Below are 14,880 nucleotides of genomic sequence, written 5' to 3'. Positions count from 1 at the left end.
CATGAGCACCCGTCTCGCAAAACAAGGCCGGCTGATTGACCGGTCGAAAAAGGTCACCTTCACCTTCAACGGCAATTCAATGCAGGGCTATGAGGGCGATACGCTTGCCTCGGCACTGTTGGCCAATGATCAGATGATGGTGGGCCGGTCGTTTAAATACCACCGTCCGCGCGGCGTGGTTGCCAGCGGCGCCGAAGAGCCGAACGCGCTGGTTGGTCTGGGGCAGGGGAACCGGTTCGAGCCGAACCAGCGCGCCACAACGACCGAATTGTTCAACGGTCTGACAGCGGTTTCGCAGAACCATTGGCCGAACCTCGAATATGACATCGGTGCGGTGAACACCGCGCTGGCTCGGTTCCTGCCTGCCGGTTTCTACTACAAGACGTTCATCCACCCCAAACCGTTCTGGAAACACGTCTATGAGCCGTTCATTCGTCAATCCGCTGGATTGGGGAAGGCGCCCGACAAGGACAGTCGTGACGCGGACACTTACGAACATTTCTACGCCTTCACCGATGTCCTGGTGATCGGCGGCGGTGTCGCCGGCCTTCAGGCGGCGAAGACCGCAGCCGGATCCGGTGCCAAGGTTCTGCTGATCGAGCAGACCGCGCATTGGGGTGGACGCGCCCCGGTGGATGGCGGCACAATTGATGGTAACTCTGTGGATAAGTTCGTGGAACAATTGGTTTCCGAACTGGAAACAATGGACAATGTGACGATGCGCAATCGCTGCATGGGGGCGGGCGTTTATGACCACGGCTATGTGCTGGGATACGAACGCCTGAGCGATCACGCGCCCGGTACGCAAGGCCCGCGTCACCGCCTGTGGCGCATTCGCGCGAAGCAGGTCGTCACCGCAACCGGCGCGATCGAACGTCCGTTGTCTTTTGCGGGCAACGATGTGCCGGGTGTGATGCTGGCCTCGGCCATGCGCGACTATGTTGTGAACTGGGGCGTCACTCCGGGTGAGCGGGTGATTGTCGCCACCAACAATGACGACGCCTACCGCACGGCGATCATCCTGAAACAGGCCGGAGTTGACGTATTGCGTGTCGTGGATGCGCGTCCGACAGCCGGTCCTTTGGCCGAAGAGACGCGCGCACTAGGCATCCGGGTCGACCCCGGTAAAGCCATCGCGAAGGTCAAAGGTGGCAAGCGCGTCAAGAAGGTAGCGATTTGCAATCAGGAGGGGATCGGTGGCGCACGCGAAGAGGTTGAGTGCGACGCTGTTGCCATGTCGGGTGGCTGGTCTCCGGTCGTGCATCTGTGGTCGCATTGCGGCGGCAAACTGATCTGGGATGAGGCGCAGGCGCACTTCCGGCCCGATCCGTCGCGCCCTCCGCTGGGTGCGAATGGCGAGGGGTTTGTTCTGGCCGCTGGCAGCTCAAACGGTCCTCTGGCACTGCCCGAGGTTCTGACCGACGCTGACGCGGCAGGCAAAGCTGCGGCCAAGGCCGCCGGGTTTAAACCGAAAAGCACCAAAGCGCCGAAGAGCGAAAGCACGTCTGAGGCCGCTATGGAGCCGGTCTGGTTGATGCCCGCCAATGCCGAGATCGGCCTGCGCATGAAATCGTGGCTGGATTTCCAGAACGATGTCAAAGTCTCTGACGTCCAACTGGCCGCACGCGAAGGGTACGAGAGCGTTGAGCATACCAAACGCTACACCACTCTGGGGATGGCGACCGATCAGGGTAAGTTGAGCAATATCAATGGACTGGCAATCCTTGCTGATGCGCTGGATGCGGAGATTCCCAAGGTTGGCACAACCACGTTCCGCCCGCCGTATACGCCGATCTCCATGGGCGCGATTGGCGGCGAGGCGCGCGGTGAGGTGTTCCAGCCGATCCGCCGGACTCCGATGCATGACTGGCATGACAAGAACGGCGCGGATTGGGAACCTGTTGGCCACTGGCGCCGGACATATGCTTACGTTCGCCCCGGGGAATCTGTTCATGATGCCGTGAATCGCGAGGTGAAGAACACGCGCGAAAACCTTGGCCTGCTGGATGCGTCGACGCTGGGCAAACTGATTGTCAAAGGCCCGGATGCCGGCAAGTTCCTCGACATGATGTACACCAACATGATGTCCACGCTGAAGGTCGGCAAATGCCGCTATGGCCTGATGTGTTCCGAAAACGGTTTCCTGATCGACGATGGCGTCGTTGCCCGGATAGACGAGGATACGTGGCTGTGTCACACAACCACCGGCGGAGCAGAACGTATCCACGCTCATATGGAAGAGTGGCTGCAAACCGAGTGGTGGGACTGGAAAGTCTATGTCGCCAACGTGACAGAACAATATGCGCAGGTGGCTGTTGTTGGCCCCAATGCCCGCAAGGTGTTGGAAAAGCTGGGCGGTATGGATGTCAGCAAGGATGCGTTGCCGTTCATGGAGTGGCGCGATGGTAAGATCGGTGACTTTGACTGCCGTGCGTACCGCATCTCGTTCTCGGGCGAACTTTCCTTTGAAATCGCCGTTCCCGCGTCACAGGGTCAGGCGTTCTGGACCGCTTTGATGGAGGCCGGAAAAGAGTTCGGCGTGATGCCTTACGGCACCGAGTGTCTGCACATCCTGCGGGCCGAAAAGGGCTTTATCATGATCGGGGATGAGACGGACGGCACAGTAATCCCGCAAGACCTGGGGCTGCACTGGGCGCTGTCCAAAAAGAAAGAGGACTATCTGGGAAAACGCGCCCATTCGCGCACCCACATGGCCGACCCCGACCGCTGGAAACTGGTCGGTCTGGAGACTGTGGATGGTTCTGTCATCCCTGACGGAGCTTACGCAGTCGGCTCGGGCGTCAACGCCAATGGCCAGCGCAACATGATCGGGCGTGTGACCTCGACATATTACTCGGCCAACTTGGACCGTGGTATCGCTATGGGCCTGATCAAGCATGGCCCCGACCGGATGGGCGAGATTGTCGAATTCCCGGGCACCGACGGCAAAACCTACAAAGCCAAGATCGTGGACCCGATCTTCTATGACAAAGACGGGGAGAAGCAGAATGTCTGAACCCATCAGCGCAATGAACCACGACAGCTATGACGGCATCGCAAAGGTCGAGGAATGCGGCCTGCAGGGCATGATAACCTTACGTGGTGACTTGTCAGACAAGGTATTGGCCAAAGCTGTAAAGGATGCCACCGGCCAAAAAGTGCCCGGGCAGCGTGAGGCTCTGGTCAAAGGCGACACAGGTGTTTGCTGGATGTCACCGGACGAGTTGCTTGTGCTGGTTCAATACGCCGAAGTGAACGCCAAGCTGGCCGATATCGCGGGCGCGCTGAGCGGAACCCACGCTTTGGCGGTGAACGTCTCGGACGCACGGGCGGTATTCCGTGTTTCCGGACCCAATGCGCGCGAAGTGCTGGGTAAACTGGCACCGGTCGATCTGTCGCCTGACGCATTCCAGCCCGGTCAAATTCGCCGTTCGCGTTTGGCACAAGTGGCAGGCGCGTTCTGGATGGACGATGCCGAGACGTTCCGCGTCGTCTGTTTCCGGTCAGCTGCGGATTATGTGTTCAAACTGCTGAAGGTCGCGGCCCAACCGGGCAGTGAGGTTGGGTTTTATTGATCCGCATGGGCGGCCCTATGCGAGACCGTCTTGCTAGGTGAACAGATAGCTTCCGAAGTGCGAAAGCGCTTCGGATTCCGTGAACTGGTCTTCGGAGATCAGTCGCCCAGCCGTGTCACGACATTCCGAGTAAAATGACAAGTTGGCCAGCAGGTCCTGAGTTTTTTTCGCGCGGCTGCCCTCGTCAAGCAGTGGCGCGTGCGTTGAAAGAAAAAGCGCCGGGCGTTGTAGTTTCAACCATTCCATCAACGTAGGCAGAACCATATATTCCGCCCCCTCGATATCCATTTTTACGAGCGAAACCTTTGACAGGTCATTTGTCTTTTCGAATTGATCCCAGGCGATAGTCAACGCATCCGATCCATGCGCCCCATCATGCAGCAGCGAACTGGTGGAATCTCCAGGCTCACCGCGTACCGAGGCCATTCGTGCCACTCCAAAGCGATCCGACAGGGCAACCCCAAAGGCCGAGACGTTTTGAATCTCGTTTAGATCCAGATTCCACGCCAGATGGCGGAACGCTGTAGGGTCGGGCTCAAAGCACCAGACGTGACGTGCGCGCCGTGCGCCATACAAAACGGTCGGCCCGATCCAGGCGCCGATATCCAGATAGTCGCTATCGGGTTTCAGGTACTGATCCAGAACGGCAAATGTCTCTGGCTCCCATGCTCCGGCCGAGGCTTTGCGCCAGAATTGCGAATGATAGGGATCAAGACGAAACGGTTCCCCGTTCAGGTTGCCCGCATAGTATCCGCGGGCGCGGTAAAACATCTTGCGCGCCTGTGTCAGCATCGCGGACCTCCGGGTTTTCTTGTCTCGCCCCTTGACCTACGGCGGTTGCCAAAGCATTTAACCCTTGGGAACCGCAACTTTTATTTTACAGGGGGCCGAGATGGCTTTTGAACTTCCTGATCTTCCTTATGCACATGACGCGCTGGCAGCCAAGGGCATGTCCGCGGAAACGCTGGAATATCACCATGACCTGCACCACAAGGCCTATGTGGACAACGGCAACAAGCTGATCGCCGGGACCGAGTGGGACGGCAAGTCGCTGGAAGAAATCATCGTTGGCACCTACGACAAGTCGGCCGTTGCGCAAAACGGTATCTTCAACAACATCAGCCAACTTTGGAACCACAACCAGTTCTGGGAGATGATGGGCCCTGGCGACAATGCCATGCCGGGTGAGCTGGAAAAAGCTCTGGTCGAAAGCTTTGGCTCGGTTGATGAGTTCAAGTCGCAGTTCAGCGCCGCTGGTGCCGGTCAATTCGGTTCGGGCTGGGCGTGGCTGGTCAAGAACGCCGATGGCTCGCTGGCTGTCACCAAGACCGAGAATGGCGTGAACCCGCTGTGTTTCAACCAGACCGCGCTGCTGGGGTGCGACGTGTGGGAGCACTCTTACTACATTGATTTCCGCAACAAGCGCCCGGCTTACCTGTCGAACTTCCTCGACAATCTGGTGAACTGGGAAAACGTCGCCTCGCGGATGTAAACCTTTACCCCAATGGGGTTTGTTCGGGGCCCGCTGGCGGAAACGCTGGCGGGCTTTTTTTGTGCGAAATTCGCTTCCATGGTTTGAAACAAACGAGAGGGCGCTGTCATTTAAGGCAAGCAGTGCAATTGGTTTTTATGTTGAGCAGCCAACATGCCACCTGGGCTGACAGGAAAAAACCTGCCGATTAGTGTAGTTTCATTCTGAGACGGGATTGTACGCGGCCCGGCAATGCTTACCTAAGGTTAAGCGGGGGGTGAGTTCCGCTGCACATAAATTCATTCGGGCAACACGCAACGCATCGGCGGGCGTGCAAAAGTCGAGCCTGATTTGATGAAAAAGCGATGGCCATACAATTCATAAACGGAGGGCGCGATGGTCGCACTTGAACAGGGAACTTGGATTGTCATTTCTGACGGAGAGAAGGCGCTGTTTGTTGAGAACATCACCGATGCCGAAGACCCCAATCTGGTTGTTGTCTCGGTCGAGGAACGGGATGCGCTCGCTGGGCGCGCTGACCGGGCAGGGCAGCGCTTGGATACCGGACCGCATCAGGATACCGAGATGGAAGAGCCGAACTGGAAAATCCATGCCAAATCCCTCTTTGTGCAAGACGTCGCCAACCTGCTGAACCGAAATGGCCTGAAGGGTGCTTTCAACAAGCTGGTTCTGGTCGCAAGCCCGCACGTGCTGGGCCTGCTGCGCCGACGTCTGCACAGCGACGTACTGGCCAAAGTCGTGGCCGAGGTCGACAAGTCCCTCACCAATCAGCCCTTGCACAAGGTTGAAAACCTGTTGAGAAACGGCCCGGGCCTTGCGGTTTGATCGCGGTCGGGCGGCTGGTGGTCGATCACAATCCGTTTAGGTCAGATAGCCCCGCAGCGTAGTCATCGCCGATGTCGGATCATCGACCCATGTGATAAACTCGGCCAGCGATCCATCCGCGAAGCCTTGACTGATGACACGTTGCACAAGCTCGTGCAACGCGTCCCAGTATCCATCCACATTCATTACCAGAATCGGTTTGTCGTGAAGGCCAAGTTGCCGCCATGTCAGTGCCTCGAAAAGTTCGTCCAGTGACCCTGGCCCGCCCGGAAGAACGACAACGGCGTCCGCGTTCATGATCATGACTTTTTTACGTTCATGCATGGTTTCCGTGACCACGAAACGGGTCAGGTCGGTCTTGCCAACCTCGCGTTGCAATAGGTGAACAGGGATAACGCCAAATGTATCGCCCCCGGCGGCCTGTGCCGCGCGAGCAACCTCGCCCATCAGGCCAACGTCCCCCGCTCCGTAAACCAATCGCCAACCTTCTTGCGCCAGCATCGTCCCGAATGTTCTTGCGGCGTTGGCATAGGTGGAATTGGTGCCATTTCGTGACCCGCAATACACACAAACAGACTTCTGAAACATTGTGATCGCTCTCCGGGGTTGCGCCTGAGGTTTTGACCCCTGATAGCGGGATTGATAGATTGGCTCAACCGTCAGTCAGAATGTGTTATGGTCAAAGCACTTGCGCTGCGGAGTGAAAGGAAAAAAATGAACGCCGAGTCGGGAAGCGGAAGCTCAGGAACTTTTGTCTGGGGCTTGATCGCCGGTATCGCAGTTGTTGTCGGAGCCGGTGGATTGTATCTGACCGGCATGATCGGTGGCGGCCCGGACGCGCCAGCGCCAGAGGCCGAAGTTGCGGCTCAATCCGAAGACGACAGCACCGAGCTGGCAGCGGCCGATCCGGCGGTTGAAGAACCCACAACACCTGCCGAGGATGAGCAGGCAACCGAAACCCCGCCGGATGACAACACGCAGGACGACGCTGCGCCGCAAGTGACGCTTTTGCTAGATCAGATTTTTGTCGAACCGGATGGCTCTGCGGTTCTTTCCGGCTCTGCCGAGCCAGGTGCCGAGGTAAACGTGCTGCTGGATGGTGAGACGGTGCACAGCTTCACGGTCGACGCCGGCGGGCAGTTTGCCGAGTTTGTTTCAATCCCGTTTTCCGATAGTGCGCGTGGCCTGACGCTGGAAACAAGGGGTGAGGAACCTGTACGATCGGATGATTACGTAATCGCAGCCTTGCCAAGGCCAGAGCCCGTAGACGAACCGGTTTCAACCGCTGAAGCAGCCGAGGCTGACACGGCGGAGGTCGCCGAAGTCGCTGAAACGGATAAACCCGCGACTTCCGGCACAGCCGACACCGACAGTCAGTTGGTCGAGGATGAGGCACCACAAGTTGCTGAGCCGCCGACGCCAGAGGCGACGGACCAACAGGTTGCCGTCCTGCGCTCGGGTGAGGACGGTGTCGAGTTGGTACAGGGACCGACCAGCCTGCCGCAAGCGCCGGATCAGGTGGCGTTGGACACGATCGGCTATTCCGATGCGGGAGAGGTGGAACTGACCGGGCGGGTGCCGGATGGCTCGGTGGTGCGCCTTTACCTCAACAACCGGCTTGTGGATGATCAATCCCCGGCAAACGATGGCAAATGGCGCAGCGAACTGGAAGGTGTAGAGCCCGGCGTTTATACCCTGCGCGTAGATGAGGTTGGCGCAGATGGCACCGTGGTCAGCCGACTGGAAACCCCGTTCAAGCGGGAATCGCCGGACATCCTGCGCGCCGCTGAGGCGACGGACGAGCCCGCGATTGATCCGAACGACGCGCCAATCCGGTCGGTCACTGTGCAAAGGGGCGACACATTGTGGGCCATTTCGCGCGAACGGTTCGGCGACGGTATCCTCTATGTGCGGCTGTTTGAAGCCAACAGGGACTCGATCCGTGATCCGGACCTGATTTATCCCGGCCAGATTTTTACAATACCTGATTAATCCTGCGCCCTTGGCCCTTGGATGGGCCTGGGCTATCTCTGATCGCAGATCAGAACCGTGATGAGACGATAGCCCCGATGTATTCAAATGACCTTCAAGAAGTTGACGAGCGCCAGTCCGGATGGCGCACGATTCGTAAGGTCGCGCCATATCTTTGGCCCGAGGATGAGCCTTGGGTAAAACGTCGGGTCGTCATTGCCATGGCGATGCTGGTTCTGGCCAAGCTCATCGCGGTTTACACACCCATCCTTTACAAGGGTGCGGTTGATGGACTGGCAGGCGAAGGTGTTCCACCGCTGGCTTTGGGTGCCGTGGGCCTGACGGTGGCATATGGGGTTGCGCGAATGATGACTGTTGGCTTTCAGCAGTTGCGCGATGCTGCGTTTGCCAGGGTAGGTCAGCGGGCCTTACGTGCGCTGGCATTGGAAACGTTTCAGCACATTCACCAGCTATCAATGCGCTACCACGTGACGCGCCGGACCGGAGGCCTCAGCCGGATTATCGAGCGTGGCGTCAAGGGTGTTGAGTTCCTCTTGCGGTTTCTGCTGTTCTCTATTGGACCTCTGATCCTTGAGCTGCTGCTGGTTGCGATCATCCTGATGTGGATGTTCGACGTGTGGTATCTGGTTGTCGTAGCTGTCACTATCGCGCTGTATATCTGGTTCACCTTCGCAGTGACCGAATGGCGGGTAAAACTGCGACGTGAAATGAATGATCAGGATACCGAGGCCAACCAGCGTGCTATTGACAGCCTGTTGAACTTTGAAACTGTCAAGTATTTCAATGCGGAACAGCGCGAAGCTCAACGATACGATACGTCGATGAAAGCCTATGCAGGGGCGGCGCTGAAAACGGCATACTCGCTGGCTTTCCTGAATTTCGGTCAGTCGTTTCTGATCACCTGTGGATTGATAGGTGTGATGGTGCTTGCGGCTCTGGGGGTGCAAAAGGGAACCCTGACGGTTGGCGATTTCGTCATGGTAAATGCTTACATGATCCAAATCACTGTGCCGCTGAACTTTTTGGGCACGGTGTACCGGGAAATCCGGCAGTCGCTGGTGGATATGGGGCAGATGTTCGACCTGCTTGAGCAACCTGCAGAGGTCACTGACAAGCCCGGCGCATCGGATCTTGTGGTCAAAGGCGGCGAAGTGACCTTGGACGCGGTTCATTTTGGCTATGATGCTGACCGTGAGATATTGAAGGGCATCTCATTGATCGTGCCCGCAGGTCAAACCGTTGCCATCGTGGGGGCGACAGGTTCGGGTAAGTCCACCATCGGAAGGTTGCTGTTTCGATTCTATGACGTGACCGGCGGGGCGTTGAAAATCGACGGGCAGGATGTGCGTGACGTGACGACGGACAGCCTGCACGCCGCCATTGGCGTGGTGCCGCAGGATACGGTGCTGTTTAACGACTCGATCCGCTACAACATTGCTTATGGCCGGGACGGGGCCACGCAGGATGAGGTCGAGGCGGCGGCCAAAGCCGCCCAAATTCATGACTTCATTATTTCATTGCCCGAAGGTTACGACACCAAGGTTGGCGAACGCGGGTTGAAGCTGTCGGGCGGTGAAAAGCAGCGGGTCGGCATTGCCCGTACCTTGTTGAAGAACCCGCCTATCCTGTTGCTGGATGAGGCAACTTCGGCGTTGGATACGGATACCGAGCAAGACATCAAGGACGCTTTGGCACGTGCTGGGGAAGGGCGCACGGTGCTGACAATCGCGCATCGTCTCAGCACCATTGCAGAGGCGGACGTAATTGTCGTGCTGGAACAGGGTGAGATCATTGAGCAAGGCACCCATGATGAACTTCTGCAACGCGAAGGTCGCTATTCGCAATTGTGGCGCCGCCAGCAATCTGACGCCGAAACCGTTTAATCGAACTGACCCGTTCTGGCCGGGCTAAGGTAATCCGGCGCGTGACACAAAGGAAAATGGCGAACCCGAAGGTTCGCCGTTTGCTTTACTCTGCCGCTTTCAGTGGTGATGTGGGCGGTTGGGCCGGGTCCCACTCGGGTTTCGAGTGCGGGTCGTACTCTGGCGGAGCGTCATCTTCCCATATCACTTCGGTCGCTTGCGCCTGACGCGCCGCCTTGCTAATCGCCATATCCTGCGCAATCTGACTGGACTGGCCGGCCGTCGCACGCGCCAGAAGTTTGCTCAACCACACAACATAGGTCGACACCCACACCCGCAGCGCCAGCAACGAGGGCGTCACGATCAGTGTCAGAACGGTCGCGATGCCAAGGCCAAACACAACCGCGGTGGCAAGCTGTTTCCACCACAGAGCAGTGGGGCTGTTGATCGAATACCCACCGCCGATGAAATCGAGCGAAAGGCCAAACATCATGGGTGTCAGACCCGCCATCGTGGTCAACGTAGTCAGCAGGACGGGGCGGATACGCGCCTCTGCCGTGCGAACGATCGCCTCAATCCGGGGCATATAGCGGCTGTATTCTTGGTAGGTGTCGATCAGAACAATGTTGTTGTTCACCACGATCCCTGCCAGCGCGACGATGCCGGTGCCAGTCATGATGATCGAAAACGGCTGCTGCATCGCAATCATCCCGATCAGCACCCCAGTGGTCGACAGTACGACCGCCAACAGCACCAGAACCGAGTTGTAGAACGAGTTGAACTGCGCCAGCAAGATCACGAACATCAGACCCAACGCGCCCATGAAGGCGTTCACCAAAAAGGCACCGGACTCGGCCTGATCTTCCTGGTCACCGGTCCATTCCCAACTGATAGCGTTCGAGAAAGGGCCGGTGTCCAGCCACTCAGTCAGGGCCGCGATCCGCTCGTTCGGGTTGATCAGCTCAAGACGTGCAGCGCCTGTTTCGATCGCCTCACGCACATCTTCTACGGTCTCTGCTTCTGTCAGTTGAAACAGCTCATACGTCGCGCCATTGGTGCCGATGATGGCTGCGCCGTTGGGCTCCGCGTCGTCTTCAACCGCGCGGATGACGGCCAATTGTTGCTTTTGTCCGTCGGGACCATCAACAACCACCTTGGACAGCCCCGGTTCCACATCCGCTTTCACGTCGTAATAGCGTTGCTGGTCGATCCGGTTGATCTCGGCCAGTTTAGCCACCGGTTGACGGGTTACAAAGTTGGACAGCGGTACCAAGCCGTCGGGTGTGCGAACCTTGAGCGAGTCGAGCGTTGATAACACCCGGTCCTGCTCGGGCAGGCGCACGCGGATTTCAACCTCTTCGTCGGTGTTGTCGGGGCGCATCTCGCCCAGCAGGATGCCACGAGTCACAAGCTGCACCATCGCGCCGACAGTGGCGACATCAGCGCCAAAACGTCCCGCCTTGGCGACGTCCACGTCAATCTGCCAGTCGATGCCAGGCAGGGGCAAGGTGTCTTCGATCTTGATCAGGCCGGGCGTTTCCTCAAACACCGCGCGGGCGGATTGGGCAGCGGCGGTCAGCTCTTCCCACCCGTCACCCTTTATGCGAAGATGCACGGGCTTGGCCGAAGCAGGACCTTGTTCCAGCGGCAGAATCTCTACGATGAAACCCGGCAACTTTGCAAGCTCGGCGTTCAACTCATCCAGAACGTAATCACCGTCATACTCCGGGTCGATGATCTGGCGTTCGAACAGGCTAAAAAAGACAGGCTCAGACACATTGGGTCTGTCTTCCCACGGTGTAATCTCGAACTGAACACGTCCTACCGTGTCAGCAGGTGCGGAAAGCCCCCCATCGTTCTGGCTCAAACCACCTTCACCGGCAAAGGCAAACACGTTTGTGACAGCCGGATGGGCGCTGATCACCGCTTCGGCAGCCACGACCAGCGCGTCTTTTTCCTGTAGCGACAGGTTGCCCCGCGCACGAACGTAGGCTGTCGCTTGCTCTGGCTCGGTTTCAACGAAGAATTCAACACCCCGGTTGTTGGCCATGTAATATGACATCACGCCCATCACGCCGAAGATGACGACCACAATCGAGACAATTGGCATGATCGGGTTGCCCACCAGGAACTTGATCACTCGGCCGAACGGCGTTCGCTCGCGTGCGCTGTGCACGCGTTCTTCGCGCTTGCGTTCGATCCGGGCCGCGCTGAGGGTGACTGATCCGGCAAACCCGCCCGCGATAAACAGAAGGGCACCAAAGATCACACCGCCAGATGCGCTTTCGGGCAGCAGATAGCCGGGGTTCAACATCTGCATCGCCCCAAGGAAAATCATGTACAGCGCCGGAGGCACCATAACCGCGCGCACCCACCAAGGAGCAACAGCACGCAGCCAGTTGGAGGTGCGGTCAAAAACCCGGCTGAGACGACCGGAAACACCGCCCACGACGGGCAAGTAAATCAATGCAACGATCAGCGATGACGACAGAACGAAGATCAGCGTGATCGGCAGCATCTTCATGAATTCGCCCGGAACGCCCGGCCAGAACAGCATGGGCAAGAAGGCGCAGAGCGTGGTCGCAGTCGACGACACGATGGGCCAGAACATCCGCTGGGCGGCTTCGACATAGGCGTGCATCGGGCCAATGCCTTGCTTGATACGTTTATCGGCGTATTCGACCACAACAATGGCCCCGTCGACCAGCATACCCACAGCCAGAATCAGCCCGAACATCACCATGTTCGAAATGCTGACGCCCATAACGGCCAGAAAGGCGAAACTCAGCAGGAATGAGGTCGGGATCGCAAAACCCACCAACAGCGCAGCGCGCGTTCCCAACGACGCCAGAACTACGATCATCACCAGCGCAATAGCCGTCAAGACCGAGGCTTCAAGCTGGCGCACCATTGAATCGACGATACGGCTCTGATCGTTTGATGTTCCAACGTCCACAGCGGCACGCAGTTCGGCGGGCCACTTTTCCTGCGCAGCGGCCAAGGTTGTTTTAACGTCAGCAACCGTATCGATCAGGTTAAAGCCTTTCCGTTTGACCACCTGCAACGCCACAGTGGACTCGTTGTCAAAACGCGCCGTACCTTCCCGGTCTTCGAATGTGTAGTTGATCTGCGCAAGCTCACCCATCGTTACAACGCGATCGCCGTTGACCTTTACGGGCAGGCTGTACACATCCTCGGCGGTTTTGAACGAAGAGGGGATCTTGACCGAGAATGTCCCCTGCGCGGTATCGACCTCACCCGCTGCAATCAACTGGTTGTTGTTCCGTACAACGTTGATCAACTCATCGGCTGACACGTTGTAGGACTCCAGCCGCAGCGGGTCGATGATGACCTCCAGCAACTCGTCACGATCACCGGCGATACCGGCTTCGAGCACGGAATCCAGCGACTCAAGATCATCCTGCAAGTCATTGGCAATGCGTGTCATTGTGCGTTCGGGCACTGCGCCGGTCAGGTTCACGATGACAATGGGAAACTCAGACAGGTTGATCTCGGTCAGTGAGTACTGCTCGGCTCCTTCGGGGAAATCAGCCTGCGCGGTATTCATAGCATCGCGCACATCTGCCATGATCGCGGTTTTGTCCCAGCCGAAATCAAACTCAAGCGCGATCCCGGCATAACCTTCGGCGGCAGTGGCGGTCATCTCTTTCAAACCGTCCAAATCCGCCAGTTCGGTTTCCATCGGCTTGATCAGCAGGTTTTCAGAGTCTTCGGCAGAGATACCGGGAAACTGGACTGAAACGAACAGGGCCGGGATTTCGATGTCCGGTTCGCCCTCTTTGGGTAGGCCGACATAGGCAAACCCACCAACGATCAGCGAGATCGCGATGAAGGCAAGAACCATACGGGCCCTGTTGGCGGCCCAAGCGACAAGACCTGTCATTGCGTGTGTTCCCTAAAAGTGGGATTGACCATGACACCCTGTGTCACGAATTCTTGCCCGACAACAATAATATCCGTGGTTTCCGGCAAACCGCCGACCCAGACACCTTCGGCCGTATCCCGCAGCAGCTTGATCGGCATAAATTCGACGATGTTACCTGCGCCTACGGTGCGAACACCGACCTGACCTTCGTTGTTCAGGGTTAACGCGGATTGAGGCAGCAGATGGGCCTTGGTCCCTTCGGCCGAGATGCGGATATCGGCGGTTTGACCGTCGCGGATCGTCAGCTCGGGGTTGGGTACGGTGATCTCGACCTCGAACGTACGTGTCGTTTCATCGGCGGACCGGCTCAAGAACGTCACTCGGCCCGTGACCTGAAGGCCAGTGACCAGTTGCGCCGTTGCCTCGGAGCCCACAACAATTTTGTTCACATCAACTTCGGGTACGAAACCGACCAGCTTGATTGGGTCCAGTTGAATAACGGTTGCGCACAGCGATCCGGGCTGCATCAGGCTGCCCAGTTCAGCGGTGTCGCTTTCCAAAAGACCCCTGAAAGGCGCTTCGATGGTCAGGCGGTCGATCTCACGTTGCGCGGCCTCGACCTCGGCGATGGCGGCCTCGATCCCGGCGCGTGTTGCCTCCAGTCCGGCCTCAGCAGTTTTTACACCGGCTTCAGCCGACCGCATGACAGCCTCGCTGGAAATACGTCGGGTTTCCGAGCCGAAGCCGGTTTCCGATAGGCGTTGGGCGGCGGTCAGATTGATCTGCGCCTCGGCCACAAGGGCATGCGCCTCTTCCAGACGTGCTTCAGCCTCGGGGATGCGGCTTTCCGCTTCTAGCCTTGCAGCCCTGGCTTCCGCCAGGCTGGCAGGGCGGGTGCTTGGATCCAGTTCGCACAGCAGATCGCCCGCCTCGACAAACGCGCCTTTTCGCTTGGGTTCTGAAATCACGGTTGAGCTCGTTTCAGCCAGCACTTCGACCTGGCGATTGGCCTTCGTCTGGCCGCGCAACGTCAGGGCGCTGTCAATTTCTCGTGCAACCGAGCGCAGGGCAACCACGCCGATAGCTTGCTGCTCCGAAGTGGGATCAGCAGCAGATTCGCTGGCGTTTGCTGCGTCTGGCGCAGCCTCACCGCGACCTGCAAAGGCAAACAATGCATCGCGTTCGAAGATCAGCAAAAATAATGCAGCAACTACCAAAATCGCATTTATGAATGAAATCAGACGCATA

At 58.0% G+C, this 14,880-nt stretch carries 10 protein-coding genes; 6 read left to right on the top strand and 4 right to left on the bottom strand.

Annotated elements, in window-relative coordinates:
- The first annotated feature begins 1 nt into the window (after position 1).
- On the top strand, positions 2-3,016 hold the full coding sequence (locus tag LCM21_RS03500; RefSeq protein ID WP_224889341.1) for a sarcosine oxidase subunit alpha family protein: 3,015 nt from the start codon (positions 2-4) through the stop codon (positions 3,014-3,016).
- Entirely contained in the window at positions 3,009-3,575 is a 567-nt protein-coding gene (locus tag LCM21_RS03495; protein ID WP_224889340.1) for a sarcosine oxidase subunit gamma, read from the top strand. Before LCM21_RS03500 ends, LCM21_RS03495 begins: the two co-directional genes overlap by 8 nt.
- A gap of 33 nt (positions 3,576-3,608) precedes the next feature.
- Here the strand turns inward: LCM21_RS03495 and LCM21_RS03490 are convergent, their stop codons facing one another.
- Positions 3,609-4,367 carry an FkbM family methyltransferase gene (locus tag LCM21_RS03490; RefSeq protein ID WP_224889339.1) on the bottom strand — a complete coding sequence of 253 codons (759 nt, stop codon included), beginning with the start codon at positions 4,365-4,367 and terminating at the stop codon, positions 3,609-3,611.
- A gap of 100 nt (positions 4,368-4,467) precedes the next feature.
- Here LCM21_RS03490 and LCM21_RS03485 point away from each other — a divergent pair, with 100 nt between their 5' ends.
- Positions 4,468-5,067 (top strand): superoxide dismutase, encoded by a 600-nt coding sequence (locus LCM21_RS03485; RefSeq protein ID WP_224889338.1) that lies wholly within the window; start codon positions 4,468-4,470, stop codon positions 5,065-5,067.
- A gap of 375 nt (positions 5,068-5,442) precedes the next feature.
- Positions 5,443-5,892 (top strand): host attachment family protein, encoded by a 450-nt coding sequence (locus LCM21_RS03480; RefSeq protein WP_224889337.1) that lies wholly within the window; start codon positions 5,443-5,445, stop codon positions 5,890-5,892.
- Between the two features lie 36 nt (positions 5,893-5,928).
- Here the strand turns inward: LCM21_RS03480 and LCM21_RS03475 are convergent, their stop codons facing one another.
- On the bottom strand, positions 5,929-6,480 hold the full coding sequence (locus LCM21_RS03475) for an LOG family protein (RefSeq protein WP_224889336.1): 552 nt from the start codon (positions 6,478-6,480) through the stop codon (positions 5,929-5,931).
- A gap of 126 nt (positions 6,481-6,606) precedes the next feature.
- Between LCM21_RS03475 and LCM21_RS03470 the strand changes: the two genes are divergently transcribed.
- Together LCM21_RS03470 and LCM21_RS03465 are read left to right on the top strand one after the other, a co-directional pair.
- Entirely contained in the window at positions 6,607-7,884 is a 1,278-nt protein-coding gene (locus tag LCM21_RS03470) for a LysM peptidoglycan-binding domain-containing protein (RefSeq protein WP_224889335.1), read from the top strand.
- 77 nt (positions 7,885-7,961) lie between these two features.
- Entirely contained in the window at positions 7,962-9,767 is a 1,806-nt protein-coding gene (locus LCM21_RS03465; RefSeq protein ID WP_224889334.1) for an ABCB family ABC transporter ATP-binding protein/permease, read from the top strand.
- An 85-nt stretch (positions 9,768-9,852) separates the two neighbouring features.
- Here LCM21_RS03465 and LCM21_RS03460 read toward each other — a convergent pair whose 3' ends face one another.
- Both LCM21_RS03460 and LCM21_RS03455 read right to left on the bottom strand, forming a co-directional pair.
- Positions 9,853-13,650 carry an efflux RND transporter permease subunit gene (locus LCM21_RS03460; protein WP_224889333.1) on the bottom strand — a complete coding sequence of 1,266 codons (3,798 nt, stop codon included), beginning with the start codon at positions 13,648-13,650 and terminating at the stop codon, positions 9,853-9,855.
- Positions 13,647-14,879, bottom strand: coding sequence for an efflux RND transporter periplasmic adaptor subunit (locus LCM21_RS03455; RefSeq protein WP_224889332.1), 1,233 nt, complete (start codon positions 14,877-14,879; stop codon positions 13,647-13,649). Before LCM21_RS03455 ends, LCM21_RS03460 begins: the two co-directional genes overlap by 4 nt.
- Position 14,880: the final 1 nt, after the last annotated feature.

This window comes from Ruegeria profundi (genome assembly GCF_020171505.1).
GTDB lineage: Bacteria > Pseudomonadota > Alphaproteobacteria > Rhodobacterales > Rhodobacteraceae > Ruegeria > Ruegeria profundi.
Note: the sequence above shows the minus strand (reverse complement) of the source record. Positions and strands in the feature narration are given on the sequence as shown.

Coding starts and splice junctions, on each gene's coding strand:
- LCM21_RS03500 (WP_224889341.1), top strand. CDS start 2: ATGAGCACCCGTCTCGCAAAACAAGGCCGGCTGATTGACCGGTCGAAA.
- LCM21_RS03495 (WP_224889340.1), top strand. CDS start 3,009: ATGTCTGAACCCATCAGCGCAATGAACCACGACAGCTATGACGGCATC.
- LCM21_RS03490 (WP_224889339.1), bottom strand. CDS start 4,367: ATGCTGACACAGGCGCGCAAGATGTTTTACCGCGCCCGCGGATACTAT.
- LCM21_RS03485 (WP_224889338.1), top strand. CDS start 4,468: ATGGCTTTTGAACTTCCTGATCTTCCTTATGCACATGACGCGCTGGCA.
- LCM21_RS03480 (WP_224889337.1), top strand. CDS start 5,443: ATGGTCGCACTTGAACAGGGAACTTGGATTGTCATTTCTGACGGAGAG.
- LCM21_RS03475 (WP_224889336.1), bottom strand. CDS start 6,480: ATGTTTCAGAAGTCTGTTTGTGTGTATTGCGGGTCACGAAATGGCACC.
- LCM21_RS03470 (WP_224889335.1), top strand. CDS start 6,607: ATGAACGCCGAGTCGGGAAGCGGAAGCTCAGGAACTTTTGTCTGGGGC.
- LCM21_RS03465 (WP_224889334.1), top strand. CDS start 7,962: ATGTATTCAAATGACCTTCAAGAAGTTGACGAGCGCCAGTCCGGATGG.
- LCM21_RS03460 (WP_224889333.1), bottom strand. CDS start 13,650: ATGACAGGTCTTGTCGCTTGGGCCGCCAACAGGGCCCGTATGGTTCTT.
- LCM21_RS03455 (WP_224889332.1), bottom strand. CDS start 14,879: ATGCGTCTGATTTCATTCATAAATGCGATTTTGGTAGTTGCTGCATTA.